Origin of the sequence: Ralstonia insidiosa (genome assembly GCF_008801405.1) — a bacterium.
Lineage (GTDB): Bacteria > Pseudomonadota > Gammaproteobacteria > Burkholderiales > Burkholderiaceae > Ralstonia > Ralstonia insidiosa.
This window is the reverse complement of the sequence record NZ_VZPV01000001.1, coordinates 396,346-422,783: the sequence shown is the minus strand read 5'-3', so window position 1 is coordinate 422,783 and position 26,438 is coordinate 396,346. Positions and strand designations below refer to the sequence as shown.

Genomic DNA, 26,438 nt, shown 5'->3' with positions numbered 1-26,438 from the left:
GGAAGGGGAAGGAAACGGGCAAGCGCCGTCTTTTTACTTCAGATACGACTTGATCACCTGCATCACGGCGTCGAAGTCCTCGTGACGCTGCGCCTCGGTGGGCTCCTTGACCACGTGATCCATCAGGTGGCCTTCGAGAACCGCCGCCATCAGCCCGTTGACCGCGCCGCGAATGGCTGCGATCTGCTGCAGGATGGCCGTGCAATCCCCCTCTTCACCGAGTTGTTTTTCCAGCGCGGTCGCCTGCCCCTGGATGCGCCGCACACGCGCCAGCAGCTTGGCTTTGTCGCGGATGGTATGGGCCATGAGTCGGAAGATTGAGGTGGGTGAAGGACGAGAAAGGGTAGCATCAATATACTAGGGGGGAGTATAGTTCGCCCACCTGAGATCACCATTGGCTACCTCTCCATGACCGCGTTTGCCACCCTGTTGCAGCAAGGCAATGCCTGGCTGTTCGTCCCCAGCGCCATCCTGCTGGGCGCATTGCATGGCCTGGAGCCGGGGCACTCCAAGACGATGATGGCGGCGTTCATCGTTGCCATCCGGGGCACGCTCTCGCAAGCGGTGCTGCTGGGGCTGTCGGCTACGGTTTCGCACACGGCGGTGGTGTGGGCGGTGGCCATGGCGGGGCTGTACTTTGGCCGCAACTGGAATCCGGAGACGACGGAGCCGTACTTCCAGGTGGCCTCCGCTGTGCTGATCGTTGCGGTGGCGGGGTGGATGATGTGGCGCACGTGGCGCAGCACCCGCGCATCGCATGACCATCACCACGATCATGATCACGACCATGACGAGGTCAAACGCATCGACACCGGCCACGGCTTGGTCCGGCTGGAAGTGTTTGAAGACGGTGTACCGCCGCGCTTCCGGCTGGTGCGCGAAAGCACGCATGGCCACGCATGGTCGGCCGACCAGGTGGAGGTGGTAACCGAGCGACCAGACGGCAGCCGACAAACCTTCAGCTTCGTGCAGCGCAATGGCTTTCTCGAATCAGAGCAGACCATTCCCGAGCCGCATGCTTTCACGGCCCGCCTGTCACTCGGGCACGCGCACCATCGGCATGACTATGACGTCGACTTCGTGGAGCATGACCACGCACATGCTGCACATGACCACGGCGGGCTGGACGTGTCTTCCGGTGGCTACGAAGATGCGCATGAACGCGCGCACGCCAACGATATTCGCCGCCGCTTCGCCAACCGCGAGGTGACCACCGGCCAGATCATCGTGTTCGGCCTGACCGGCGGGCTGGTGCCATGCCCGGCATCCATCACAGTGTTGCTGCTGTGCCTGCAGCTCAAGAAGGTCACCCTGGGCGCGGCACTGGTGCTGTGCTTCAGCATCGGCCTGGCGTTGACGATGGTCGCCTCGGGCGCGCTCGCGGCGCTGAGCGTGAAGCACGTGTCACGGCGCTGGAGCGGTTTTGGTGAGTTCGCGCGCAAGGCGCCCTACTTCTCGGGCGGGCTGATCGCGCTTGTTGGCCTGTACGTGGGCTGGCAGGGTGTGCAAGGGGTGATGCAGTTGACGTGAGCGCCGCGTGTGGGGCGCGTGTGGGGTTGCGCGCACGTTTGACCGATGCTGCATCCACTGCGGCATGGCCTGCGTATCTGTGCATACCGGTTGGTGCAAAAGATTTCTCGTGCAGGCCGTGTCAGGTTTGCTCTGATGCCGCGACCAACAGGGGAGGTCGATGCCATCCGGTAACGATCCGTCAGACTGCCATCCACAGATGGCGCACGCTCAATCATGAGGAGTTCACCATGCACACCACCCGTTCCTTCGCACGCACCCGCCGTCTGTCACTCGCCTTGCTGGCCACGCTGACGGCCTCCGCCGCCCTGTTTGCGGCGCAACCCGCTGCAGCCGCCCGCAGCTTCGACCCCTATACCCAAGGACAGAGCCGCCTGGACAAGGTGGATGCCTACACACAAGGGAACAAGCAGGACAAGGCGGATCCGTTCACGCAAGGCGCAGATCGCAAGGCCGATACCTACGGCTATCTGTCGTGGAGGCGCGACCGCTTCGATCCGTACGCGCAAGGCGCCGACCAGCAGCGCGCCGGCACACAGGACGCGCTTGCATGGAACCGCGATTCCACCTACCCCAGCACCCCGCAAGGCGCACGCGCATGAGCCGTGCTGCCGACGTAGGAAGGGCACACCCATGCCGGTGGCCCTTCTCATTCGTCATCGCAGATCAACGCGCCAGCGTCGCGCCTTCCTCGACGATCATCTCGTAGAGCGCACGCGCCGCCGGCGACAACTGCGCCGCCCTGCGCGTCACGAGCACCAGCGTGCGCGACACCTGCGGCTCGACCAGCTCAATCGTCCGAATCATCGGGTACGCGTTCTTCTGGATCGCGAGCCGCGGCACCACTGCCGCACCCAGTCCTTCGGCCACAAGCCCGAGCGCTGTCGAACTGCGCTGGACTTCATAGAACGAATGCAGCATCACACCGCTGCTCTTGAGCGCGCCCTCAAGCAGGCTGCGGTTGCCGCTCACCTCGCCGGCAAAGATCAGCGGATGCGGTTGCAGTGCCTCCCAGCGGATGCGGCGTCGCTTGGCGAGCGGATGATCGTCGCGGCAGATCAGCACGTAAGGGTCGCTCGTAAGCGGCACGCTGGTGAGTTCAGGGTGTTGATCGCCCGCAATGCTGATGCCGAACTCCGCCTCGCGCCGCAGCACCGCCTGCAGCACCGATGCAGAGGCGTGATCGAGAATCTTCACGCGATCGTGCGGCCGGTGCGAGGAGAACGCCCGCAGGATGCGCGGCAGATACTGCACACCCACCGTCGGCACGCAGGCGATCGTGATGTCACCACGCTGGCTCAGGCCGGTCTCGCGAATTTCCGTCAGCGCATCGGACAACTCGTTCAGCAGCCGGCGCGCCTGCGGTAGAAAGCGCCGGCCGATTTCCGTCAGTTCTGTGCGACGCGTCGTGCGCTCGACCAACGCAACGCCCAGAAACGCTTCCAACTTGCGTAGCCGTTGCGTGATCGCCGTCTGCGTCACGTGGAGCGTGTCGGCGGCCTGCGTAAAGCTGCCGCACTCCGCAATCGCCACGAATGCCTGCACACCGAGCGTATCGATCTTCATTAGATAAATGAATCAATGAGAACAATGAATTCATTTTACTGATCCAGCGGGAAACCACAGAATGCCGCCAATCGATCGCAACCCTGGCAAGGAGAACCGTGATGACGACACCACACGATTGGAGCGCAAACCAATACGTTCAGTTTGAAGAAGAGCGCACACGGCCCGCCCGGGACTTGTTGGCGGCCGTGCCGCAAACGCCCATCCACAGTGCCGTCGACATCGGCTGTGGCCCAGGCAACTCGACCGAGGCCCTGATGGCACGGGCACCCGGTGCGGCCATCCACGGGATCGACTCCTCGGCTGACATGATCGACGCCGCACGCAAGCGCCTGCCTGATGTGCGCTTTGACATCGCCGACATTGCCACGTGGGATGAACCCGGTGCGGTCGACCTGATTCTCGCGAACGCCGTGCTGCAGTGGCTGCCCGCGCACGACACGCTGCTTCCGAAGCTGATCGGCAAGCTGACGCAAGGCGGCCATCTGGCAGTGCAGATGCCCGACAACCTGGACGAACCCACCCACCGGCTGATGCGCGAGGTGGCCGTTGCCGGCCCGTGGGCAGCGAAGCTCAAAGGGGTGGAGCGGACCGAGCGGTTCGACCCGCGCCGTTACTACGCAATGCTGTCACCGCTGTGCGCACGCGTGGATGTGTGGCGCACCACGTACTACCACCCACTGGGTGGTGGCGCGGATGCGGTGGTCGAGTGGTTGAAGGGCACGGGGCTTCGGCCGTTTCTAGCCGAGTTGAACGATGACGAACGCGGCACATTCCTCACGCGCTACCGTGATGCGATCGCACAGGCATATCCGGCACAGGACGACGGCACAGTGCTCTTGCCGTTCCCGCGCCTGTTCATCGTGGCGACGCGCAAGTAGGTATTGCGGCCCCAATGAAAAAGCCCGCCGGCATATACCGACGGGCTTTTTCGTCTGACCTGCGCTGCGATTAGCGCGCTGGGTTCAGCAACAGGTTCATGTGACGGTTCACATCCTTGTACAGCAGGTAGCGGAAGCGGCCAGGGCCACCTGAGTAGCAGGCCTGCGGGCAGAACGCGCGCAGCCACATGAAGTCGCCTGCCTCCACCTCAACCCAATCCTGGTTCAGGCGATAGACCGCCTTGCCTTCCAGCACGTACAGGCCGTGCTCCATAACGTGCGTTTCCGCAAACGGAATCACGCCGCCCGGCTCGAACGTCACGATGTTCACGTGCATGTCGTGGCGCATGTCGCTCATGTCGACAAAGCGCGTCGTCACCCACGTGCCGTTGGTGCCCGGCATCGGGATCGGCTCGACGTCCTGCTCGTTGGTCACGAAGGCTTCCGGCAGCGGAATCCCGTCGACGACCTGATAGTGCTTGCGGATCCAGTGGAAGCGCACGGCCGCATCGCTTACGTTGTGCAGCGTCCAGTCCGCGCCCGGCGGAATGAAGGCGTAGCCGCCCGGCTTGAGCGTGTGCTTCTTGCCTTGCAGCGTCAGCTCGGCTTCGCCTTCCACGACGAACAGCACGGCTTCGGCGTTCTTGTCTTGCTCGGGCTTGTCGCTGCCGCCGCCCGGGTTCACTTCGACGATGTACTGCGAGAAGGTTTCCGCAAACCCCGACAGCGGGCGGGCGATCACCCACAGGCGCGTGTTCGTCCAGAACGGCAGCCAGCTCGTGACGATGTCGCGCATCACCCCCTTGGGAATCACCGCGTACGCCTCGGTGAACATCGCGCGATCGGTCAGCAGATCGGTCTGCGGCGGGTGGCCGCCATGCGGCGCGTAATACGTGGTCTTAGACATAAAGCATCCAGCAATGGGTTGGTCCCGGCGCATGACACGGTTCAGTTCCGTACGCGGGCGGCGTTGACGATAGCGAAGTCGCCAACAATCGACCAATTAAATGTTGCGATGCCATTCATTCGATTTCCCACTACCTGCCGGCGTCAGCACGCCTCAGATTCAGGCCAGCATCAGCCCCAGGTTCTGCACCGCCGCACCTGAGGCACCTTTGCCCAGGTTGTCGAACACCGCCGCCAGCAGGACCTGGCCGTGGTCGTTGCTGAACACGCCCAGGCGCATGTCGTTGGTGCCGTTGAGTGCCTGCGGGTCCAGATGCGGCAATGCAGACGACACCTGCAGCGGCATCACCTCCACATGCTGTGCCCCTGCGTAGTGGCCGGCCAGACACGCATGCAGCCGGACGGCATCAACGCCCGGCGCCAGCAGGCGCAATTCCAGCGGCACCGTCAGCACAATGCCCTGGCGATACGCGCCATACGCGGGCACGAACATCGGCCGCTGCGAGAGTCCGGCATGCTGCTGGATCTCCGGCGTGTGCTTGTGCGCTAGGCCAAGCCCGTACACCTGGAACGGCAACGCGTTGGCGGCCTCGGGGCCTTCGTAGGCTTGCACCGCCGCACGCCCACCGCCGGAGTAACCCGACACGGCGTGGATGCTGATCGGGTAGTCCTTTGGCACCAGGCCCACTTGCACCAGCGGGCGCAGCAATCCAATCGCTCCGGTCGGGTAGCAGCCCGGGTTCGTCACGCGTGATGCGACTGCAACACGCTGCGCTTGCCCCGCGCTCATCTCCGGAAAGCCATACGTCCAGCCCGGCGTGGTGCGATGTGCGGAGCTGGCGTCGATCACGCGCACATCCGGGTTGACGATGGACGCCACCGCTTCGCGCGCGGCCGCATCCGGCAGGCACAGGATGGCGATATCGCAGGCGTTGATGGCCTCGGCACGGCGTTGCGCATCTTTGCGGGCGTCTGCCGGCAATGTCAGCAGTTGCAGATCGGTGCGGCCACGCAGGTGCTCATGGATCTGCAGGCCCGTGGTGCCTTGGTCGCCATCGATGAAGATCAGGGGTGCAGCCATGCCGGTGTCCTCCAGTACAAAAATACGGTGCGTGCAAAACGATGCGGGAGTCGCTATCTTCACGGCATGCCCGAGATGTGAAAAGTTGAATTTCATAACGCTCATCTTCAGATTTTCTGAACTGGAAGCCCGCCATGAGAGAGATCAGCCTGGACCGCCTGCGCACCCTGGTGGAGGTGGCCGACCGCGGCTCGTTTGCCGATGCCGCACGCGCGTTGCACCTGGCGCCGCCCACGGTCAGCCTGCACATTGCCGAGCTGGAGGGCCGCGTGGGTGCACCGCTGCTGTCGCGCAAACGCGGGCAGGTGCGCCCCTCAGCGATCGGGGAGGTGATGGTGGAACGCGCGCGCCGCCTGCTGGCGGATGCGGAGCAGGCGCTGGACGACATCCAGCGCCAAGTGCAGGGCCTAAGCGGGCGGGTGCGGCTGGGCGCATCCACTGGTGCCATTGCGCATCTGCTGCCGCAGGCGCTGGAGGTGCTGCGGCAGGATCATCCGGGCGTCGACGTGCAGGTGGCGGTGCTTACCTCGCAGGAGACGCTCACGCGGCTGGCCGACGGTGCGCTCGATATCGGGCTGGTGGCGCTGCCGCAATCGCAGGTGGCGGCGCAGGGGACAAAACTTGCAATCAAGCCGTGGCGGCGCGACCCGGTCATGGCGTTTCTCCCAGCACACTGGCAAAGCCCGGCGCGTGTTACGCCGGCGTGGCTGGCAGCGCAGCCGCTCATCCTCAACGACGCCACCACACGGCTCTCACGGCTGACGACGGAATGGTTCGCCACCGACGGCCATCACCCCGCGCCGCGCATCCAGCTCAACTACAACGATGCGATCAAGAGCCTGGTGGCAGCGGGCTACGGCGCCACGCTGCTGCCGCACGAAGCGGCCACGCCGGTGCCGGATGCGCGCATCGTCATGCGGCCGCTGCGGCCGGCGTTGTGGCGCCAGCTTGGCATCGCGCATCGGGCAGGGCACATCGAACGCGCCACGCAGCATGTGCTCGACGTGCTGTGGGGCATGCGCGCGCGGTAGGGCGGTGTTCGGTTGGGGCCTCAGCCGAGCAGGTATTCGCGCGTGAGTTGCCGCGCCCGATGCAGGCGGCTCTTCACGGCCGCGCGGGATTCGTTCAGCTGATCGGCAATCTCGCCGATGGTCATCTCATTCAGATCGCGCAGCACGATGATCTCGCGGTAGTGCGCGGGCAAGGATTCCAGCGCGGCGGCCACGTCGTGCCGCAGGTCGTCGACGGGCATGCGCGCGAGCCACGCTTCCACCTTGTCGTCGTCCCACGGATCGGTCGAGAGCGCCTTGCGCGCCATGCGATGACACTCGCGGCGCACGATGGCGAACAGCCAACTGGAGAACGCCGCCGCCGCGCGCAGCGAGCCCACCTTGCGTGACAACACCAGCAGGCTCTCCTGCACGGCGTCATCCACGTCGGAGATCAGGCAGTTGCGCTGCGCATAGCGGCGGATGTCGGGCTGACACACGGCCAGCAGGCGCTCAATGGCCGATACGTCACCCGCACGGGCGGCATCGAGCAGCGGTTGGTGACGGACAAGATCCATGGCGTCAGTCGCGCAGGTTACCGCTTGGGCGGCTGCAGCCGGCGGCCGACCAGCGCACACGCCGGGCAAAAGCCAACCACGCCGGTCAGGCCAAACCCGGCGCCGGCTGCGGCCAGCAACCAGTTCCAGGGCGCAGCCGCCAAGGCCAGCCCGCCAACCACGACGGCCAGCGCCAGTACGATGCGCACGGCACGCTCCCAGTTCGGCACGTTCTTCACATACAGGGCAGATTTCAGAAACGACATGATGTTCTCCAAAGGGGTCGGACGAAAGGTGAGGACAGTCCTCGCCCCCTAAGAGGCGCCGTTTGCCCGAACGGATTCGCGCCCCTCAAAAAAATCTGCGCCGCACCCGTACGACAGGCGCATGATGGCCGCCGTTGTATGCGCGTCACGCAAATTCGGGTTGACTTCGCCGGCTGCGATAACTATCTTAAGATATGTTTTTAGACATAACGCGGCGCAACCATCACCCGGGCGATTCCCGCCACGGAGACAAGCGCCTTCTCTTCGTTTTCTCCGCTTTCTCCGTTCTCTCCCATGCCCTTACTTGAACCCAAGCGCGAGCGGCATCTGCTCTGGCTGCTCGCGCTCACGCAATTCACCGTCATCATGGATTTCATGGTGATGATGCCGCTCGGTCCGCAGATCATGCATACGTTTGGCATCGGCCCGGCGGCGTTCGCCACGGCAGTGTCGGTGTATTCGCTGTGCTCCGGCGCCTCGGGCCTGCTGGCCGCCACGTACACCGATCGCTTTGACCGGCGCCGGCTGCTGCTGACCGTCTTCGGCCTGTTCACGCTGGCCAACCTGGCCTGCGCGCTGTCGGGCAGCTACAGCATGCTGCTGTTTGCGCGCGCGTTTGCGGGGCTCACGGGCGGCGTGCTCGGCTCGCTCGTGCTCGCCATCCTGTCGGATGTGATTCCGCCCGCGCGGCGTGGCGCGGCCACCGGCGTGGTGATGTCGTCGTTTGCGCTGGCGGCCATGGCCGGCGTGCCGGTCGGTATTGCGCTGGGCGCGCACCTCGGCTGGACGGCGCCGTTCTTCCTGCTGACCGCACTCACCGCGCTGACGTGGCTGGGCGCGCGGCACATCATCCCGCCGCTGACCGACCACCTGAGCCATACCCGCCAGACCCCCGGCCAGATCCTCGCGGGCCTGTGGCAGTTGCTGAGCAACCCGCGCCATCTGCGGGCCTTCCTGCTGACCTTCGTGATGATGGGCTCGCACATGCTGGTGATCCCGTTCATCTCGCCGGTGCTGGTGGCCAACCACGGCATCGCGCCGCAGGATCTGTCCTGGCTGTATGTGGCGGGCGGTGCGGCGTCGTTCTTCACCTCGCGCGCCGTCGGCAAGCTGGCCGACCGCTATGGCCGTCGCCGTGTGTTTGTGGGGGCGGCACTGCTGGCGTTCATCCCTGTGCTGGTGATGACGCATCTGCCGGACTGGCCCTTCATTGGCCTGCTGCTGTTCTTCCCGTGCTTCATGGTGCTCCTCTCCAGCCGCATGGTGCCCATGCAAGCGCTGATGACCACCGTGCCCGATGCGAAGGTGCGCGGCGCCTTCCTCTCGGCCAACAGCGCGGTAATGTCGGTGGGGACGGGGACGGGCGCGTGGATTGGCGGGCTGCTGCTCTCCACCAGCGCGGGTGGACACATCGATGGCTACGGGCTCAACGGCTGGCTGGCCGTGGCGGCGGGGCTGTTCTGCGTGTTCTGGGTGAGCCAGGTGAAGGGGTCGGATGCGCAGGGCGATCCGTCGCTCGGCGCACCATCGGCACCGGCCGCCTCATCCACCTTGCAGACCGCCCCGCAGGCTGCACAGGCGGACAAGGCTTGAGCCAGGGCGCTCTTGCGCTTACTCCGCTTCCACCACCGTCTTCAGCTTCACCAAGTCACGCTGCACCCATTCGGCATCGGCCTCGAACTGCGCATCGTCCATGCCGGGCAGTTGAAACAGCGTAAGCGAAACCGTGGTGCCGGCGCCGTTGCGCACCACGCGCAGCGGCACGTAGATGACGGTGTTATCCGGCAGACGCACCCAGTGGTCGGCAATGCCAAACGTGTTGGGCGGGCTGAAACGGATGAACACGTTGCCTTCGCCAGCCCCTGGCGCATCGGCAATCCATTCGTCGGGCGCCGCACCCGAGCCCTGCGTGCTGGGCGCCAGGCCGGTCGACAAACCCGTCGCCCAGGTGGGGTAGTTCAGCGGCTCGGCCAGGAAGGCGGCCACATCGTCAAAGTGGCGCTCGATGTTGATGCTGAGTGTGCGAACGGGATGCATGCGGGCTCCAGGGCGGGGCACCGTCAGGCGAGAGCCGTGCCGGTCGCTGGAGTATAGGCGGCAGGGCATCCGTCCTGCATCTGCCTTAGCGCCGCCAACAAGATCCTCTTGGCGTTGCTACGCTTGGCCAGGACCGCTGCGCTGGGTTTAGTGAGTCGCGCTTACTGCGATGCCCCGATCGGCACCGTCAGTTGCTGCCCATCGGCCACGATGCCGAACACCAGCAGCGTGGCTGGCTTGTCGGCGCTGGCGTTGTGCGACACCAGATGATGTGTACCAGCCGGCTCGTACCAGGCCTGGCCCTGCGTGAAGACCTGCTCCTTGCCGCCGCCCAGTTGCGAAACCACGGCACCCTCCAGCACATACGCGAACACCGACCCCGGATGCATGTGCGCTGCGCTCGTGCCACCTGGCGCGTAATGCACGGTGGCCAACAGCACGCTGCTGTTCGGCAGCTCAGGCACACGCTCTTGCATGACCGGCTTGACGGCACTGCCGGTGGCAGCGTGATCGCTGTTGCCGTGCGCCTGCGCAACACCCATTGTGGCGAACACCAAACCCGTAGCCAGCCCCATCCCGATCGATTTGCATGATTGCATGACGCCCCCTTTAAACCGGCAGCTTGCGAAAGCTGATCGCCAGACGGTTCCACGCGTTGATGGTGGACACCAGCAGCGTCAGGTCGACCAGCTCGGCATCGGAAAACTGGGCGCGCACGGTCTGCCATACGTCGTCCGGCACGCGGGTTTCAGCAACGAGGGTGACGGCCTCCGTCCACGCCAGCGCGGCGCGTTCGCGATCGGTGAAGAAGGGCGTTTCGTGCCAGACGGACACGGTGGCCAGACGGCGGTCGTCTTCACCGCTTTTGCGCGCATCGCTGGTGTGCAGGTCGACGCAGTAGGCGCAACCGTTGATCTGGGAGGCGCGCAGGCGCACGAGTTCGGTGAGCGGCTTTTCCAGGGTGCTTTTGCTCAGCGCTTTTTCCAGCCCCATCACGGCCTGGATGGCGGCGGGATTGGCTGCGTAGAAGTCGAGGCGGGGTTCCATGATCAGGCTCCGTTGCGTGGTGACGGAAGCCAGATTAGGGGCCAAAGTGGCTTGAAAAAAGCACCACTTCTGGCGAGTTTCAGGTAGCCAGCTCGGCAAGCACCCGCGCCAGCCGGGCGAAGCCGGCGTCGATCTCCGCCACGTTCACGTAGCCGTAGCCAATCAGCAGGCCCGGCTGTGGTGGCCGCGCGGCGTGCATCTTGGTCGTGCCATACAGGCCCACGCCCACGCTCTCGGCCAGCTTCAGCACAGCAACCTCTTGCAGCGGCGCGTGCAATTGCGCGGCCATATGAATGCCTGCTGCAGACGGCAACGGCGTCATCCAGGTGCTAAGCGGCCCACGCAGATGCCGCAGCAGCGCATCGCGCCGCGCCGCGTATTCCTTGTGCATGCGGCGCAGGTACTTGCCGAAATCGCCGTCGAGCATGAACTTGGCAAGCGCGGCCTGCATAAGCGATTCGCTATGCCAGTCGGCCACCTGCTTGGCCCGCCGCAGCGGCGTCAGCAATGACGCTGGTGGCACCACATAGCCGATGCGCAGTTCCGGAAAGATCGTCTTGGAGAACGTGCCCACGTAGGCCACACAGCCAATCGCATCCAGGCTCTTGAGCGATTCCATCGGCCGGCCATCGAAGCGGAACTCGCTGTCGTAGTCGTCTTCCAGGATGAGCGCACCGTGGCGCTGCGCCCAATCGAGCAGGTGCGCACGGCGCGCGAGGCTCATCGGCATGCCCAGCGGAAACTGGTGCGACGGCGTGACGTAGACGAGCTTGGCCTGCGGTGGCAACGCATCCACCACCAGGCCCTCGGCGTCTACCGGCACGGGCACCACGTTGGCACCCAGCGCCTGCAGTGCGATGCGCACAGGCGGATAGCCGGGGTCTTCAATGGCGACCGTATCGCCCGGGCGCACCAGCACGCGGGCAATCAGATCGATGGCCTGCTGCGCGCCCTGCGTGACAACGATATCGCCCCACGCGCAGACCACGGCGCGGCTGAAAGCGAGGTAGCGTGAGATCGCCAGGCGCAGCGTCTGGTCACCGGCCGGGTCGTGGTACGCGCCGCGCCCGCGTGCCTGGAGACGCAGCCCATGCGCCACGCAGCTGCGCCACTTGTCGAAGGGAAACAGACGCTTCTCGGTCACGCCACCCACGAAGTCGTAGACGATGCTCGTGCGCGGCGGCGGCAGCACGTCGGGCACGTCGTTCCAGGGTGTGGCGAAGGTGTGTGTGGCCGGCGTAGGCGCAGCCATCTGCGCGGCGGGGGACACGCGCGGCGCACGGCCTGCCAGCCCCTGCGTTGCTTCGGCCACGAAGGTGCCGGAACCCGCGCGTGAACGCAGGTAGCCCTCGGCAATCAGGCGCTCGAACACATCGAGCGTGGTCTTGCGCGACACGCCAATCTGCAGTGCGAGATCGCGCGTGGAAGGCAGCCGCTCGCCGGGCGCAAGGCGGCCGTCCAGGATGGCGGTGCGCAGCTGGCGGTAGAGCTGGCCGGCAAGATCATGCCGGCCGTGGATCGTCAAATGGACATCCATCGTGGACGCAGGAAGCGTTGGGCTGCGCCATTCTACGAAAGCCGCCGAGGCGGCGGGCAATGTTGTGCGCTCAGCCCTCGCGGCCATCCACGCGTGGCGCCAGCAGCCACGGCGCGTAGCGCCAGAGATAGACAGCAAAGGCCGCCACCCACAACGCACTCGCCGCGCTGATCCACACGCCACGCGGCAACAGCATCGGCCCGACCACACGCACCAGTGCCGCCAGCGCAATCGCCGCGTAGGCACAGGTCTCTGCCCGGCCCGCGCGCAACTGCCGCCCGGTATGGCCGAGCGCGGTGCGCGTGACCATCGCCACGATGGCGCAGCCGATGGCCCCGGCGGTGAGCGCATGCAGCGCGGTCGAGCGATCGCCCCAGCCGAGCGCGGCGGCGCCCAGCATGGCAAAGCCGAGCGGCAGGAAGGCGTACGCCACATGCAGGATGGCGACGATGGGGGTGCGCAGTGTGCGGCGCGTATCCCAGCCACTCCAGCGCACCGCTTGCACTACGGCGGCGGCGACGAAAACAGCAGCCGGCACAATGCCCTCCACAGGCGCAGCGAGTGCCGCAACCGCCAATACCGTCAGCGGCACCACGGCGCGCTCCGCCCGCACAAAGCGCCGAATGCGCACGCCTGGGACGGCATTGGCCGTGAACATCGGGATCACGCGCCCGCCGATCACCGTGACAAACACGCAGACCAACCCGGCTGCTGCATCCAGACAGCGCAACGCAGCGAGCGGCGCGCCCATTGCCAGTTCCGCATGAAAGCCTGCGTTGACGGCGCCAAGCACCAGCAACGCAATCGCCAGGCCGTAGTTGCGGGCGCTGCCAGCGCGCCGCAGAATCAACAGGAACAGCACACCGCACGCCGGCAGGAAGACCACATCGGCAGCCACCGCCAGGGGCAGCGGCCCCGTCCACATCAACACACGCGCCGCGAGCCACAGCCCAGCGAGCGCGGCCAACGGTTTGCCTTGCGGCGTCTGCAACCCCGTCCAGTTCTTGCCTGCGGTGAACAGGAAGCCAACCACCACCGCCGCTGCAAAGCCGAACACCATCTCGTGTGCATGCCAGAACAACGGCGCCAGCGCCGGGCCGTGTGCAGACGACAGGCCACCCAGCAGCAACACCGCCCACGCTGCCATGCCGATGGCCGCAAACGCCGCGGCCAGCAGGTAGAACGGGCGAAAGCCGAGCGCGAACGCTGGATGCCCCGCATACGACACGCGGCTGGCAGGGTCAGGTTGGCCGATGGTCAGCAGCGGGGCAGGGCGGGGCATGGTGGGCCTCCTGAGTGGCGGGCTTACAGGATGTCGTCCAGCAGATCGGGCCCGAACACCTCACGGTGGATGCGCTCTGCCGGCACACCGCCCGCAAGCAGCGCGGCACGTTGCGCCTGCATGAAGGGCAGTGGGCCGCAGAGGTAGAAATCCGCATCTGCGGCATGCGCTTCGAGGAAGGTATCGACTGCCATGCGGCCAGGTTGCGCCGGGCGTGAAGCGAACTCCGCAGCCTCGCCGGACTCCAGGAACACATGCGCCTCGAAATCGGGCAGGGCTTGTGCGGCACGCGCCAGATCGTCGGCGTGCGCAACATGGGCTGCCGCACGATCGGCATGACTGAACACGATCTTGCGTGCGCTGTTCTGCTGCGCAAGTGTGTTGAGCGTGGCAATCATCGGCGTGATGCCCACACCGGCGGACATCAGCACGATCGGGTTGTCGGTGGCGAGCTGCGGAACGAAATCGCCATACGGTTGGCTGACGAGCAGGACCTCGCCTTCGCGCGCCTGGGCGTGCAGCCAGTTCGACACGGTGCCGGCGGGGCGATCCGCATCACCGGTATCGCGCTTGACCGAGATGCGCCACGAGCGGCCATTCGGCGCATCCGACAGGCTGTACTGGCGTTGCTGCAGCACGCCCGGCGCCAGCTCCACCTGCACCGAGATGTACTGCCCCGGCAGAAAGCCCGCCAGCGGCGCATCACCCACGGCTTCCAGCGTGAAGGAGACCACGTCTTCCGCCTGCTGACGGCGCTCGACAATGCGCACCGGCTGGCGGTGGTCCGGACCGCTGCCGGCGTGTTGATAGAGGCGGGCTTCCGCGGCGATCAGCTCGGCGGCCAGCAGCCAGTAGGCCTCGTCCCACGCAGCCAGCAGTTCCAGCGTGGCGGCATCACCCAGCACCTCGGCAATCGCGCCCAACAGGTGCCGCGCAACTATAGGGTAGTGGCTCGGCTTGATGCCCACGGCCGCATGCTTGTGCACGATGCGCCCGACCACCGGAGCCAGCGCCGCGTTGTTGCCGTGGTTGGCCGCATACGCAAACACCGCAGACGCCAGCGACTGCTGCTGCGATCCATTCGCCTGGTTGCCCATGTTGAACAGGTTGGTCAGCTCGGGGTGGCTGGCAAACATGTTGCGGTAGAAGGTCTGCGTGATGGTCAGGCCGTGTTCACGCAGCACGGGCACGCTGGCATCAATCAGGGGCTTGGAACGTTCGGACAGCATGGGAGACTCCAAATATGTGTATCAAATGCAACAAATAAGACGGGGGCCGCCGTTGCAATTCGGGTCTGCTACAGCGTGTTCCTACGACTTCTTGATACCGATTCTAATAAACGTGCATTTTATATACAACAATAAGACCTGCGGCAAACCGGCGCATCCAAGGCGCGCGCTTACCCGTAAGATGCGTCTTTCATGAATGTTTTACGCACAACGCACCTGCCATGCGACTGACCGACTACACCGACTACGCCCTGCGCACGCTGATCTACGTGGCCGTGCACCCGGACGAGCTGGTCACGATCCAGCGCATTGCCGATGCGTTCGACATCCCCAAGAACCACCTCATCAAGATCGTGCAGCAGCTCGGGGGCGATGGCTTCCTGCACACCGTGCGCGGGCGCGCGGGCGGCATCACGCTGGGCCGGCCCGCTGCCGAGATCAACCTTGGCGACGTGGTGCGCGCCACCGAACCCGACTTCCGCTTGGTCGAGTGCTTCCGCGCAGACGACAACCACTGCGTCATCACGCGTGCATGCGGGCTGCGCGGCGTACTGAACGACGCGCTGCGGGCGTATTTCGCGGTGCTCGATACGTACACGCTGCAGGATCTGGTCGATAAGCCCAATGCGTTGAGCCGGGCGTTGGGTGAGGGCGTGGCGTTGCCGATGCCGCGGGCGCGCGCCAAGCCGGCCTCGCGCCGGTAGCAGCGTCGCTGCAGTTCCACCCGCCAGAACGCTTCCCCGCACGCAACCCGCTGACCAGAACAACTCAGCGTTCTCTAAGCAAAGCACGCAACTGCCTGCGCTGAATTCACCTGAGCGTCATCGTCCGTCACCAAGATTCGGCCGCGCAAACGTTTCAGTTGTACACGAGCCACCCACACCGCATGGGTGGCCGGAAGCATTTGCCCGACCTCATCACTTCGACTGGAAACCACGATGCTCTCAACCAAGAAGACGCTGCTCGCGATTGCTGTGCCCGTGTGCCTGTCCTTCGGCCTGTACGCGTGCGGCGGCAGCGACGACACCAAGACCGCCGGCCCCGACACCGCACCGGCTAACCCGACGCCCACCAACCCAACCACACCGACCCCGCCCGCCAAGCCGCAAGGCGTATGGACGACGGGCGACCTGCACGTGCACACGGCCGAGTCGGTCGATGCCGTCACGCCGCTGGCGGCCGTGCTCGATCACGCATTCAACCTGAACAGCCTGGACTGGATGGCGGTGTCGAACCACCTGCGCCCGTCGCCGCGCGATGCCACGGGCGCCACGCTGCCGGGCGGTTCGATTGCCGCATCGGCAGGTATCGCGCAGTACGAGATGCCCGCCATTGCGCAGGCACAAGCCGCCGGCAAGTACACGGGCAAGCTGATCTTCTCGGCCACCGAGTGGGACATGCCGACACACGATCACCTGAACGTCGGCATCTTCGAGGGCACCGACAAGCTGCAGACCTCGGCCAAGGGTCTGAACAAGTTCGAATACGTCTTCACGCAGCAGGCCGCCTCGCTGTTCAACCCGAACGATGTGGCCGCATGGCAGCAGGAAGGCCCGCGCGCCGGCAGCACGCACGCTGATGTGGTGAACGCCTTCACCTGGCTCAAGACGAACTACCCGAACACCAGCTACGGCCTGATCAACCACCCGTCGCGCAACCCGGGCAAGTACACGGTGGCGGATTTCCGCCAGTTCAACGACACCGCGCCCGACATCATGTTCGGCATCGAGGGCATGGTCGGCAACCAGATGGAGCCCGATCGCGGCGGCTACAACAGCGCCTACATCGACGCCAACCTGCCCAACCGCACCTACGGCGGTGTCGACTACGTGGTCGCGCAAGTCGGTGGCGTCTGGGATGCACTACTGGGCGAAGGCCGCCGCGTCTGGAACTTTGCAGATTCCGACCACCATTTCCAAGTCGACGCCACGCAGCAGTTCAGCAGCGGCTACTACCCCGGTGAATACGCCAAGACCTACATTTGGCTGCCGGGTACCAGCACCGACCTGAAGACACTGCTGGGCGCCATGCGCTCGGGCAAGTCGTTCGGCGTGTTTGGCGATCTCATCAACGCGCTGGATTTCCACGCCGACAACGCCACCGCTTCGGCTGACATGGGCGGCACGCTCACCGCAAAGGCCGGCGACAAGGTGACGATCACCATCCGCTTCAAGAGCCCCGATCACAACAACTACGCGTACCCGCTGGGCAGCGGCTTCAAGGCCAACATGCGCCCCGTGGTCGACCACGTTGATCTGATCGCCGGTGACGTTGGCCCCAAGGCCGCCCCCGGCACGCCCGCGTATGCGAAGGCCACTAACGACTCCACCAAGGTCGTTGCCACCTTCACCAAGGCGGACTGGAAGGTCGATGCCGACGGCTACAACAGCGTCACGTACACCACCACCGCAACGAAGAACCAGTACTTCCGCCTGCGCGGCACCAACCTCGGCATGAACGTGTCGGGCGAGACCAGCAACGGCAACCCGCTGCCCGACCAGAAGACGGTCGTGACGGAAAACGTGGCGCGCTTCAACGCCATCAATGACCGCAACTACAACGATCTGTGGTTCTACTCCAACCCGGTGTTCGTGTCGGTGCAGTAAGGCCGGTGTCAAGGCAGCAGCGGCAGCAACTCAGGCGGCGGCCGGCGCCCCGGCCCGCCGCAGCCACACCGTCACCGCCAGCCCGGCGCCACCCGGCCCGGGCGCCAGCGCAATCTGCCCACCCATGCGATCGACGATCTGCCGCACGATCGCCAAGCCCAGGCCGCTGCCCTGGGTCTGCGTGTTGCCCAGGCGCGTGAAGCGCTCGAACACGCGTGCGTACGCCTCGGGCGGAATCCCGGGCCCGTTGTCGGTCACGGTCAGCATGGCCCAACCATAGTCGGCCGACACCTGCACGGTGACGTGGCCGCCTTCCTGCGTGTAGCGCACAGCGTTATCCACCAGGTTGAACAGCAGGGCCGCAACCAGCGTGCGATTGCCCAACGTCCAGACCGGCTGCTCTGCCGACTCCATCCCCAGGTCGATGCGGCGACCATCGGCCAGCAATGCGAGGTCTTCGAGCACGGTGCGCGCCACCTGCAGGAGTTCGACCGTTTCGCTGGTGGCGGCCGAGGCTTCGGCCTGCGAGAGCAACAGCAGATCGTTGATGAGATCGGCCAGATTGCGCGTGCTGGTGCGCGCGGCTTTCAGCACCTCATGCAGCGCATCGTCGGCATTGGTTTGCGCGGCCACCTGCATCTGCGTGTCGAGAATCGCCAGCGGTGTGCGCATCTGATGCGCAGCGTCGGCAATGAAGCGCTTCTGCGTGAGCGCGTTGTCCGCAATGCGCTGCAGGTATTGATTGAACGCACCGGCAATCGGCTGCAGTTCGCGCTGCAAGCCCTCGGGATCGAGCGGTGCCAGATCGGTGGGCGCGCGCGCCGACACATTGCCGGCCAACCGCAGAATCGGCCGCAACTCCAGCGTCAGGCCGATCAGGATCATCGCCAACGCCAGCCCCACCAGCGCCAACTGGCGCACGGTGGCGGGCCACCACAACTGCCGGATCATCGCGTCGCGGCCGTTCATGGTTTGCGCCACGCGCGTGACGACGCGCTCGGTGCGCCCGGCGTCGTACATGGTGCGCACCACGGCGGCCACGTGCACGGGCTGGCCTTCCAGCGTATCGGTGTAGGTGCCGGTATCGGCCAGGCCTGCGGCATCAAAGGCGGGGCGCGTGCCGAAATCCAGCCGCCCCGCCAGCAGGCGACCATCTTCGGTGCTGACCTGATACGCAATCTGGTCGCGCACGGGGGTCTCGGGTGCGGCGAACACCGCCAACGCAGCCGGCGGCACTGACACGCGCAGGCGGCCTTCGTCCCATTCGATCTGGCCGCTGATCATCTGCGCGGCGGTGTCCAACGCGTGGTAGTGCACGAGATCGGCGTTGTGGCGTGCGGCCGCCAGGTCCAGCCAGGCATCGGCCGCCACATAGATGACCAGCGGCAACGCCAGCCACAGCAGCAGCCGCGCACGCAGGCTGCGCGCGCGTGAGGTGGCCGGTGCCTCCTGTACCGCCGGTTGTTCAGGATTGCTGGGTTGAAGCATCGCGCAGCAAGTAACCAAGGCCGCGCAGCGTGACGATGGTGGCGGCGGAATGCTCCAGCTTCTTGCGCAGGCGGTGGATGTAGATTTCGATGGCTTCGGGGCTGGCTTCGTCGTCCAGGCCAAACACACCGTTGACGAGCGCTGGCTTGGACACCGTGCGCCCGAGCTTGAGCATGAGGATTTCCAGCACGGTGTGCTCCCGCGCGGGCAGCACCAGCGGCTGACCGGCCAGCACAAAGGTGCGGCTGCCCGTGTGGTAGGCCAGGTCGCCACAGTGCAGCTCGACGGATTGATCGGGCGTGCTGCGCCGCACCAATACCTGGATGCGCGCGATCAGCTCGCGGATCTCAAACGGCTTGACGAGGTAATCATCAGCACCGGCGCCCAGGCAGGCAACCTTGTCGTCAATGCCGCCGCTAGCAGTCAGGATCAGCACCGGTACGGGGTTGCGGCGACCGCGCAAACGTTGCAATACGCCTTGCCCCGACAGGGTCGGCAACTGCAGGTCAAGCAGCACCACGTCGTAGTGCTGTGTGAGCAGCAGGGTATCGGCGGATTCGCCATCCGTGGCGTGATCCACCGTGAAGTGCGCGCGGCGCAGAGCTTCTGACAGCCAGTGCGCCAGCGGGGCGTTGTCTTCGATCAGGAGCAGCTTCATACGAAAACAGCGCGTCCGAAAAATGAAAGCGATTTGTGGGTTGCCGCTTCCTAGAATGGTGACGGCTGCCTACGCGTGCGCTGGGGGCATCACTCGCTGATTGCTGCAGCGCGCGCGATACCGATATCTACAAAAGAGCCGGAGACAACTCAATGGGTGTTTTTACCTGCAGGGGCAGGGTGCGAAACCAGCGCACCCGCAGCCCCCGGGGCTGGATCACGCCGTTGCTCGCTGCCTGCCTCGCGCTGGCAGCTACGCACGCCTTGGCGCAAGACCCCACACGCCTGACCATCATGGTCAGCGGCACGGCCAAGATGATCTACCTGCCCGCCACATTGGCACAGCGCCTGGGCTACTTCCGTGACGAAGGGCTGGAGGTGGAACTGCTCTCGCAGCCCGCCGGCGTGGATGCCGAGAGCGAACTGCTGACCGGCTTCGCGCAGGGCGTGGTCGGTTTTTACGATCACACAATCGACCTGCAGGCCAAGGGCAAGGAAGTGCGTGCCATTGTGGTCTTCAGCCAGGTACCGGGCGAGGCGGAAGTGGTGTCCACGCGGCTGCTCGCCACGGTGGAATCGATGCGCGAGCTGCGCGGCCGCACGCTGGGCGTGACGGGCCTGGGCGCCTCCACCAGTTTTCTCACGCGCTACCTGACGGCACAGCAGGGCCTGTCTGCGGGGGACTACACCATGCTGCCGGTCGGCGCGGAACACAGCTTCGTCAAAGCGCTGCGCAGCGGCCGTATCGATGCCGGCATGACCACCGACCCGACCGTCTCGCGCCTGGTGCGCAACGGCGAAGCCCGCGTGCTGCTCGATCTGCGCACGCTCGAAGGCACGCGTGCCGCGCTGGGCGGCCCGTACCCGGCGGCATGCCTGTATCTGCAGACCGAATGGCTCGAAGCCCATCCGGAACTGGCCACCAAGCTGGCCCGCGCTTTCGTGCGGACCTTGCGCTACATGCACACGCACAACGCGGAGGACATTGCCGCACGCATGCCGGCTGAATTCCGCCACGAACATCCCGAGCTCTACGTCAAATCGCTTGCCGCCGCGTTGCCCACCTTCAGCGCCGACGGACGCATGCCGGACGACGGCCCACCCACCGTCCTGCGCGTCCTCGCCGCCAGCAATGCCAACGCGCGCGACAAGCACATCGATCTCTCGCGCACCTATACCAACAGATTTGTCGATCAGGTGCGCGAGCAACGCTAACTACGTCAGGCGCTTCGATCAGAAGCGGGTGCGCATACCGATGGCAAATTCCGTCTGGCTGTTATGGCCGTTGGTCGAGCCCACGATGTACTGATCCTTCAGCTTCATGTAGTCAGCCGCCACGTAGAACTCGGTGCGCTTGGACACGTGATAGAACACCGAGCCGTACAGCGTGCTCTTGCGGCCGCTGCCCGAGGCCGTGGCACCCAGCACGCTGGCGTACGCGTTGAGCGTGTTGCCGTTGGCGTCGAAGGCAGCGTTGTTGGCCTTCATGATCTGGTAGCCAATCTCGTAGTCAAAGGCGCCTTGCGGAGCGATCTTCAGCGAGACGGTGTAGGCGTTGTCGCTACGGTTACCGATCGCGGCCGGCTGCTCGCCGGTGTAGTGGAAGTAGCCCGCATTGATGCGGAAGATGTCGATGATCACGTTGCCGCCGATCGAGTACGAGCGATCGGTAAAGCCGTTGACCTTGGCCTGTTGCGCGAAGCCCGCCAGGTGGAAACTGTCGCCGTTGTAACCCAGGGCCAGCGATTCGGTGGAGCCTTGCGAGAACTGGCCCGGCACTTCACCAAACTGGTAGCCCAGGGCCGTCAGGAAGCGGCCGTCCCACATCTTCTTCCACACCACACCGTTGTTCAGGCGCGTGCCCGTGGCGCTGCCTGCGTAGAAGATCAGTTGCTTGAAGTTGTTGACGTTGGTGTAACCGCCTTCGTCCAGGCCCACCTTTTCGCTGGTGTACGGGTCACCGTAGATGGCCGAGATATCGCGCGCGATGGCGTTCTGGCGGCCGAAGGTCAGCTTGCCCAGGGCTTCGCTCGACAGACCCACCCACGCATCGCGGTTGAACAGCACGCCCGGGGTGTCCATGTTGCCGGTCGGCGTTTCAAACTCGGATTCCAGTCGGAAGATGGCCGACGTGCCGCCGCCCAGGTCTTCCTTGCCGGTCAGGCCCCAGCGGCTGCCCGAAAACCAGGGCACCTGGAAGCCAGTGGTGCGTGCGCCGGCCGCGTTGGTGTTGTTGACGGTGCTGATGGTGGTATCGATCAGGCCATAGAGCGTCACGTTCGACGCTTGTGCATGGGCGCCGGGGGCGGCCAGGGTGGCCACGGCTGCAGCGGTCGCCGCCAGGGCGAACTTGGTACGGGACATCGAAGTCTCCTTCCTTTGTGGGTAATGGTGTCCGGTCGTGATGCCGGCTTCGGGTAACGCGCGAGGGCGGTGAATCCAGTCAATCAGGCCGCCCGATGCAATCGCTGGGCGAGCGTAGAGGGGGCGACCTTTCTGGAGCCTTTCGCGTCGGCGTGCGCGCAACGCTAGGGTTCACCCGCATTGGAGGGGCGTTGTTGCGCCGGCCGCTGCAACGCATTGCAGTCATGGAAACCCGGCTCGCGGTAGAGTGCGGAGTCGTTCCACCCCAACCCCATCTGACTCTTCCCATGCATCCGTCCCAAATGACCGGTCTGCAATTGCTGCAGGCCATGTCGCGCGGTGAGCTGCCGCGCGCGTCCATCAGCGAAACCATCCCGATGTCGATGGACCTCATCGAATCCGGCACCGTGCACTTCGGTGCCCAAGCCGACAAACGCCACCTCAATCCGCTGGGTGGTGTACACGGCGGTTTTGCGGCCACCGTGCTGGATTCCGTGACCGGCTGCGCGGTGCACACCATGCTCGAAGCCGGCGTCGGCTACGGCACAGTCGACCTCAACGTGAAGATGGTGAAGGCGGTGCCGGTGGATACGCCGCTGGTGGCGGTGGGCCGCGTGCTGCATGTCTCGCGCACGATCGGCGTATCGGAAGGCACGCTCAAGACGCAGGACGGCACGCTGCTGGCCCATGCCACGGCGACGTGTGTCATTCGCCGTCCGTAAGGGGCAGCAACAAGAAAGGGGGCATCAACGCCCCCCTTTTTTGTGAATGCAGCGCCGGCTACATTCAAGCCGCCCGCTCTGCCATGGCGGCCTCGAACAGGGGATCGACACCGCGCAGCCGCTCCATTGACCAGATGCGCTGGATCAGCGCCTCGCCATTCGCGCGGGTGATGGCCGTGCCCGCAGTACGCCAGAACTTGGCTTCAATCGCCTCGCGCGTCAGCGGCATATCGGGCGCGCCCGGCAGGTCGTCAACGCGCTCGGTCAACACCTCTCCCGAACGCAAATACACCGAGATGCGGTTCGGGATGTGCCGCGGATACAGCGCGGTGAGCGCCGGGTCCTCCTCGACGCGGATCTTGGGCATCAACGCACGCACATCTGCGGCGGCGAGCTTCTCGGGCGCGTAGCTTGCATTCGTCAACGTGCCGTCGATGAGGGCGCGCGCCACGACGTAGGGCATGCTGTGGTCGGCCGTTTCTTTGGTGGCCGGCGCCCAGACATATGGCCCGCTTCCGGTGATCTTGTAGCCGAGCTGCGTCGTCGCAACGACGACCTTGTCGATCTGTGCAGGGTCGTGAATCCGCCCCGACAGCCGGATGGCCGCCTCCACCGCAGTCAGCGTGTGGCCTTGCGCCGGATACGGTTTCACCAGCACATCGGCAATACGGAACGCACGGCCCGGCCCGCCGAATGCCGCCGTATCGATGGCAATCGGTTGGCCCGCGACGAGCTTCTCGAACCCGTAGGTGCCCTCGAAGATGGGGCTGGGGCCGGTAATGCCCTCCCGCGCCAGGCTGGCCGCAAAGACACCGCTTTTTGCCGCCGACGCATCGGCCAGCCCTTTCCAGTTCGACAGCACCTGGGTTCGGGTCTGGTTCATCGCAATGTGGTCGATGAGCGCGATGTTGACGGCCTGCGTCAATTGCTCGACCGAGAGCTGCATCAGCTTGCCGGCGGTCAAAGCGGCGGTCACCACGCCGTAGCTCGGGTTGTCCCAGCCGCGCGGGCTGATGGCGGCGGCGTCGAACAGCCGGCATTCGATTTCGTAGGCAACGAGCGAAGCCAGGATGAAATCCTGGATCGAACGCCCCTCCGATTGCGCTACGGCAAGACTGACCGAGATGAAATCGCTCGGATGCCCGATCTCTTTGGCGGCGTAGCCATCGTTGAGGTCGTAGTAGCGGATGGCCGCGCCGTTGGCGAAGGCGGCTAGCTCCGGCGTCGTGCGGTGCGTGGTTCCGATGAGCGCGGACGCGTGGCTCGCACCGGCCTGCGCAAGCTGGAAGCAGCGCTGGACTACCGGCTCCTTCAACGCTGCCAGCGCGCAGCCGAACGTATCGACCAACCGCAGCTTCAACGCTTCCAGCGCACTGGCGTCGATGTCTTCATATCGCAGGCGGTGCACGTATTCCGCCAGGCGGTTGGCGATGGGCGGCACGGCGTTGGCGACAGGCTTTGCCGCGTCGGCAAGGGCTTGCGCCGACGACGCCCCCGCAAAGGCAACGCCCGCCGTACCGGCAAGCGCACGCAGCAGAAACGCGCGACGGCGCGCAAGCGTGATGGACATGTCACGATCTCCTGATCAGGGTCTTTTTTGAGTATCAGAACAGTCAGAACAGCTTGCGCATACCCAACGCCACGCCCGTGCTGACGGAGCGGTCGCTGGCGAGTGAGTAGTGCAGGAAGCTGTAGTTGTAGTTGTCGAAGTCCAGCGCGGCGCGGTGTGCGGCACCGGCCGCGAGATAGAGCGTCGTCGTCTTGGACGGGAAGTAGTTGAGCTGCAGGGTGACCTGCTGCGGATTGGTCAGCTGCGGGGCCGGCTGCCCAGGCGAGGGGTTCTGCGCACGAACGTTCTCGTAATAGAACGCGCCGATGGCCTGTAGGCGCTCGGACAGGCGATAGCGCACGCCCGTCCACAGGAACGTGTAGCGCGTGACCACCAGCGGCGTGGTCACGTTGCCGTTGCCCTCGGTCAGGCCGACGATCCACTCGGCGCGGCCAAGCGCCACCATGGCGGCAGCCGAGTAGCGCCGGAAATGCGTGACGTTGCTGAGCTGCGAACCGTTGACGTTGTCATAGGCCGCGGCAAACGACAGCGGGCCGCTCGCATAGTCAAAACCGGCGCCGTAAGCTGCACTGGTCTGGAACGTGCCCGGCGTGCCGCCCAGGGCGTAGTGCGCCTGCACGGCCAGCGGGCCGGTCTCGAACCGGTATTTCACGACGCTGTTCTCGCGAAAGTTCAGGCCGACAATGGCGCCGGCGGGCTCATACAGCGTGGAGTACGCGCCGGTGGGCGAGTACTTCTCCATGACGTCGAACAGCGTGGTGTACTGGCGGCCGAGGCGCAGCATGCCCCACTGGTCGCTCTCCAGCGCCACCCATGCGGAGCGGTCGAAACCACCCCCGCCCGAGCCCGTTCCGGTGCCGTTGTTGAGGTTGATGCCGCTCTCCAGGCGGAACGCGGCCCGCCACCCACCACCCAGGTCTTCCTTGCCCTTCAAGCCCCAGCGCGAGCCGCTCTTGCCGCCCGAGGCCATGCGCGTCTGCGTGACGGCGCGACCGTCGCCCGGCGCTGCCTGGCTGGTCAGGAATTCGGTATAGACGTCGGCAACGCCATACAGGGTGAGGGTGGACTGTGCGCTGGCGCTGGCCGAAAGAAGGCCCAGTCCGCATAGCGCGAACATTCGCGTGGTCATGCTTGTCTCCTGCTGTTTTGATTTTTGGGGTACGGCAAGTGCCGGCGGCGCCGGCAAATCGGGGCTACGGCATGCGCCTCTGGCTGGCGGCATGGCGGGCAAGCACACGGCGCGCGCGCGTGACGCCGGGGGCGTCGACCATCCGTCCGTCGAACCGGAGCGCGCCTCGGCCCTCAGCGCGCGCCGCATCGAAGGCAGCGAGCAGTGCGCTGGCGTCGGCAACCTCGTCAGCCGAGGGCATGAATGCGCGGTTGAGTACCGCCACTTGCGCGGGATGGATGCAAGTCGCGCCAGCAAAGCCCATGTCGACGGACTGCTGTGCCGCACGCTCGAAGGCATCGAGATCGTCCAGCACATCCAATCCGCCGGTCAGGCCGAGGGGCAGGATGCCGGCGGCCCGGGCGGCAATCACCAGTAGCTGCTTCGGCACGCGCAGCACCTCGGCGCTGGCGCGGCTGTCGCAGGACAGCGCGAAATCACCGCCGCCAAGCATCAGGGCGGCAATACGCGGCGTGGCGCGCGCAATGTCGCTCATCACCTCGAAGGCGCGCGGCGTTTCAATGATCGCGATGATGCGGGTCTGGCCAAGCGGGGCGCCGCACACGTCCTCCAGCAATCCCAGCTGTTCATCGATGGCTTCCAGATGCGCTGCGCCACGCACCTTGGGCAAGACGACGCCGCTCGCTCCTGCCAGAACGGCGGCGCGCAAGTCCGCCGCCATGGGTTCCAGCGGGCCGTTGACGCGCACCAGCACGTCGTAGCCAATGCGGGCCAGGCGTGGAATCGCATCAACAAGCCCGCCACGCGCCTGCGCCTTCTGCTCGGGCGGCACACCGTCTTCCAGATCGAGGATGACGGCATCGGCCCCGCAGACTTCGGCCTTGGCAACGTAGCGGGGGACATGGGCGGGCACGTACAACAGCGAGCGCCAGACCGGCAAGGGTGACGAAAACATGTCGACTCACTAAAATGAAAGTAACTTTCATTTTTTGTG

General features: G+C 65.4%; 27 protein-coding genes. 9 read left to right on the top strand and 18 right to left on the bottom strand.

Annotated features, from left to right (window positions below):
- Window positions 1-33: 33 nt before the first annotated feature.
- Complete coding sequence (locus tag F7R11_RS02055) at window positions 34-306, bottom strand: metal/formaldehyde-sensitive transcriptional repressor (RefSeq protein ID WP_064805923.1); 273 nt, start codon at window positions 304-306, stop codon at window positions 34-36.
- 102 nt (window positions 307-408) lie between these two features.
- Between F7R11_RS02055 and F7R11_RS02050 the strand changes: the two genes are divergently transcribed.
- A complete protein-coding gene (locus tag F7R11_RS02050) occupies window positions 409-1,530 on the top strand; it encodes a nickel/cobalt efflux protein RcnA (protein WP_064805921.1) in 1,122 nt (373 codons plus the stop codon).
- Window positions 1,531-1,760: 230 nt separating this feature from the next.
- Entirely contained in the window at window positions 1,761-2,132 is a 372-nt protein-coding gene (locus tag F7R11_RS02045) for a hypothetical protein (RefSeq protein WP_064805919.1), read from the top strand.
- Between the two features lie 64 nt (window positions 2,133-2,196).
- Here F7R11_RS02045 and F7R11_RS02040 read toward each other — a convergent pair whose 3' ends face one another.
- A complete protein-coding gene (locus tag F7R11_RS02040) occupies window positions 2,197-3,096 on the bottom strand; it encodes a LysR family transcriptional regulator (RefSeq protein WP_064805917.1) in 900 nt (299 codons plus the stop codon).
- A 101-nt stretch (window positions 3,097-3,197) separates the two neighbouring features.
- Here F7R11_RS02040 and tam point away from each other — a divergent pair, with 101 nt between their 5' ends.
- The gene (gene tam, locus F7R11_RS02035) at window positions 3,198-3,977 is read left to right on the top strand and encodes a trans-aconitate 2-methyltransferase (RefSeq protein WP_064805914.1); all 780 of its coding nucleotides are present in this window, start codon (window positions 3,198-3,200) and stop codon (window positions 3,975-3,977) included.
- Window positions 3,978-4,047: 70 nt separating this feature from the next.
- On the opposite strand, the gene F7R11_RS02030 is transcribed toward tam, so the two are convergent.
- Both F7R11_RS02030 and argC read right to left on the bottom strand, forming a co-directional pair.
- On the bottom strand, window positions 4,048-4,884 hold the full coding sequence (locus F7R11_RS02030; RefSeq protein ID WP_021197035.1) for a bifunctional allantoicase/(S)-ureidoglycine aminohydrolase: 837 nt from the start codon (window positions 4,882-4,884) through the stop codon (window positions 4,048-4,050).
- 159 nt (window positions 4,885-5,043) lie between these two features.
- Complete coding sequence (gene argC, locus F7R11_RS02025) at window positions 5,044-5,964, bottom strand: N-acetyl-gamma-glutamyl-phosphate reductase (RefSeq protein ID WP_064805911.1); 921 nt, start codon at window positions 5,962-5,964, stop codon at window positions 5,044-5,046.
- A 134-nt stretch (window positions 5,965-6,098) separates the two neighbouring features.
- On the opposite strand from argC, the gene F7R11_RS02020 reads away from it, so the two are divergent.
- Window positions 6,099-6,995 carry a LysR family transcriptional regulator gene (locus tag F7R11_RS02020; protein WP_064805909.1) on the top strand — a complete coding sequence of 299 codons (897 nt, stop codon included), beginning with the start codon at window positions 6,099-6,101 and terminating at the stop codon, window positions 6,993-6,995.
- Between the two features lie 20 nt (window positions 6,996-7,015).
- On the opposite strand, the gene F7R11_RS02015 is transcribed toward F7R11_RS02020, so the two are convergent.
- Together F7R11_RS02015 and F7R11_RS02010 are read right to left on the bottom strand one after the other, a co-directional pair.
- Complete coding sequence (locus tag F7R11_RS02015; RefSeq protein WP_021197038.1) at window positions 7,016-7,531, bottom strand: RNA polymerase sigma factor; 516 nt, start codon at window positions 7,529-7,531, stop codon at window positions 7,016-7,018.
- 17 nt (window positions 7,532-7,548) lie between these two features.
- The gene (locus tag F7R11_RS02010) at window positions 7,549-7,776 is read right to left on the bottom strand and encodes a YgaP family membrane protein (RefSeq protein ID WP_021197039.1); all 228 of its coding nucleotides are present in this window, start codon (window positions 7,774-7,776) and stop codon (window positions 7,549-7,551) included.
- Between the two features lie 294 nt (window positions 7,777-8,070).
- On the opposite strand from F7R11_RS02010, the gene F7R11_RS02005 reads away from it, so the two are divergent.
- On the top strand, window positions 8,071-9,369 hold the full coding sequence (locus tag F7R11_RS02005; protein WP_064805906.1) for an MFS transporter: 1,299 nt from the start codon (window positions 8,071-8,073) through the stop codon (window positions 9,367-9,369).
- Window positions 9,370-9,387: 18 nt separating this feature from the next.
- Here the strand turns inward: F7R11_RS02005 and F7R11_RS02000 are convergent, their stop codons facing one another.
- From F7R11_RS02000 to F7R11_RS01975, 6 genes are all read right to left on the bottom strand, one after another.
- Complete coding sequence (locus F7R11_RS02000; RefSeq protein ID WP_021197041.1) at window positions 9,388-9,813, bottom strand: hypothetical protein; 426 nt, start codon at window positions 9,811-9,813, stop codon at window positions 9,388-9,390.
- A gap of 161 nt (window positions 9,814-9,974) precedes the next feature.
- Window positions 9,975-10,412, bottom strand: coding sequence for a cupin domain-containing protein (locus F7R11_RS01995; RefSeq protein ID WP_064805904.1), 438 nt, complete (start codon window positions 10,410-10,412; stop codon window positions 9,975-9,977).
- A gap of 10 nt (window positions 10,413-10,422) precedes the next feature.
- Window positions 10,423-10,860 (bottom strand): carboxymuconolactone decarboxylase family protein, encoded by a 438-nt coding sequence (locus F7R11_RS01990; protein WP_021197043.1) that lies wholly within the window; start codon window positions 10,858-10,860, stop codon window positions 10,423-10,425.
- A gap of 79 nt (window positions 10,861-10,939) precedes the next feature.
- Window positions 10,940-12,397 (bottom strand): MocR-like pyridoxine biosynthesis transcription factor PdxR, encoded by a 1,458-nt coding sequence (pdxR, locus tag F7R11_RS01985; protein WP_064805902.1) that lies wholly within the window; start codon window positions 12,395-12,397, stop codon window positions 10,940-10,942.
- A 70-nt stretch (window positions 12,398-12,467) separates the two neighbouring features.
- The gene (locus F7R11_RS01980; protein WP_064805899.1) at window positions 12,468-13,679 is read right to left on the bottom strand and encodes an NnrS family protein; all 1,212 of its coding nucleotides are present in this window, start codon (window positions 13,677-13,679) and stop codon (window positions 12,468-12,470) included.
- Window positions 13,680-13,702: 23 nt separating this feature from the next.
- Complete coding sequence (locus F7R11_RS01975) at window positions 13,703-14,908, bottom strand: globin domain-containing protein (protein ID WP_064805897.1); 1,206 nt, start codon at window positions 14,906-14,908, stop codon at window positions 13,703-13,705.
- Window positions 14,909-15,129: 221 nt separating this feature from the next.
- On the opposite strand from F7R11_RS01975, the gene F7R11_RS01970 reads away from it, so the two are divergent.
- Both F7R11_RS01970 and F7R11_RS01965 read left to right on the top strand, forming a co-directional pair.
- Window positions 15,130-15,612 (top strand): RrF2 family transcriptional regulator, encoded by a 483-nt coding sequence (locus tag F7R11_RS01970; protein ID WP_021197047.1) that lies wholly within the window; start codon window positions 15,130-15,132, stop codon window positions 15,610-15,612.
- A gap of 234 nt (window positions 15,613-15,846) precedes the next feature.
- Window positions 15,847-17,514, top strand: coding sequence for a hypothetical protein (locus F7R11_RS01965; protein WP_064805895.1), 1,668 nt, complete (start codon window positions 15,847-15,849; stop codon window positions 17,512-17,514).
- Window positions 17,515-17,544: 30 nt separating this feature from the next.
- Here F7R11_RS01965 and F7R11_RS01960 read toward each other — a convergent pair whose 3' ends face one another.
- Window positions 17,545-19,002 carry a sensor histidine kinase gene (locus F7R11_RS01960; RefSeq protein WP_064805893.1) on the bottom strand — a complete coding sequence of 486 codons (1,458 nt, stop codon included), beginning with the start codon at window positions 19,000-19,002 and terminating at the stop codon, window positions 17,545-17,547.
- Window positions 18,980-19,660, bottom strand: a complete 681-nt coding sequence (locus F7R11_RS01955; protein WP_064805891.1) for a response regulator — start codon at window positions 19,658-19,660, stop codon at window positions 18,980-18,982. The genes F7R11_RS01960 and F7R11_RS01955 overlap by 23 nt, the downstream gene beginning before the upstream one ends.
- 152 nt (window positions 19,661-19,812) lie before the next feature.
- On the opposite strand from F7R11_RS01955, the gene F7R11_RS01950 reads away from it, so the two are divergent.
- Window positions 19,813-20,874 carry an ABC transporter substrate-binding protein gene (locus F7R11_RS01950; protein ID WP_064805889.1) on the top strand — a complete coding sequence of 354 codons (1,062 nt, stop codon included), beginning with the start codon at window positions 19,813-19,815 and terminating at the stop codon, window positions 20,872-20,874.
- A gap of 18 nt (window positions 20,875-20,892) precedes the next feature.
- On the opposite strand, the gene F7R11_RS01945 is transcribed toward F7R11_RS01950, so the two are convergent.
- Window positions 20,893-22,023 carry a porin gene (locus F7R11_RS01945; protein ID WP_021197052.1) on the bottom strand — a complete coding sequence of 377 codons (1,131 nt, stop codon included), beginning with the start codon at window positions 22,021-22,023 and terminating at the stop codon, window positions 20,893-20,895.
- Window positions 22,024-22,310: 287 nt separating this feature from the next.
- On the opposite strand from F7R11_RS01945, the gene F7R11_RS01940 reads away from it, so the two are divergent.
- On the top strand, window positions 22,311-22,745 hold the full coding sequence (locus F7R11_RS01940; protein WP_031330039.1) for a PaaI family thioesterase: 435 nt from the start codon (window positions 22,311-22,313) through the stop codon (window positions 22,743-22,745).
- A gap of 64 nt (window positions 22,746-22,809) precedes the next feature.
- Here the strand turns inward: F7R11_RS01940 and F7R11_RS01935 are convergent, their stop codons facing one another.
- The 3 genes from F7R11_RS01935 to F7R11_RS01925 all read right to left on the bottom strand — a co-directional run bounded on the left by F7R11_RS01935 (window position 22,810) and on the right by F7R11_RS01925 (window position 26,399).
- Entirely contained in the window at window positions 22,810-24,315 is a 1,506-nt protein-coding gene (locus F7R11_RS01935; protein WP_064805887.1) for an MmgE/PrpD family protein, read from the bottom strand.
- 43 nt (window positions 24,316-24,358) lie between these two features.
- Complete coding sequence (locus F7R11_RS01930; protein WP_064805885.1) at window positions 24,359-25,444, bottom strand: porin; 1,086 nt, start codon at window positions 25,442-25,444, stop codon at window positions 24,359-24,361.
- Window positions 25,445-25,508: 64 nt separating this feature from the next.
- Complete coding sequence (locus tag F7R11_RS01925; RefSeq protein WP_064805883.1) at window positions 25,509-26,399, bottom strand: HpcH/HpaI aldolase/citrate lyase family protein; 891 nt, start codon at window positions 26,397-26,399, stop codon at window positions 25,509-25,511.
- Between the last annotated feature and the right edge of the window lie 39 nt (window positions 26,400-26,438).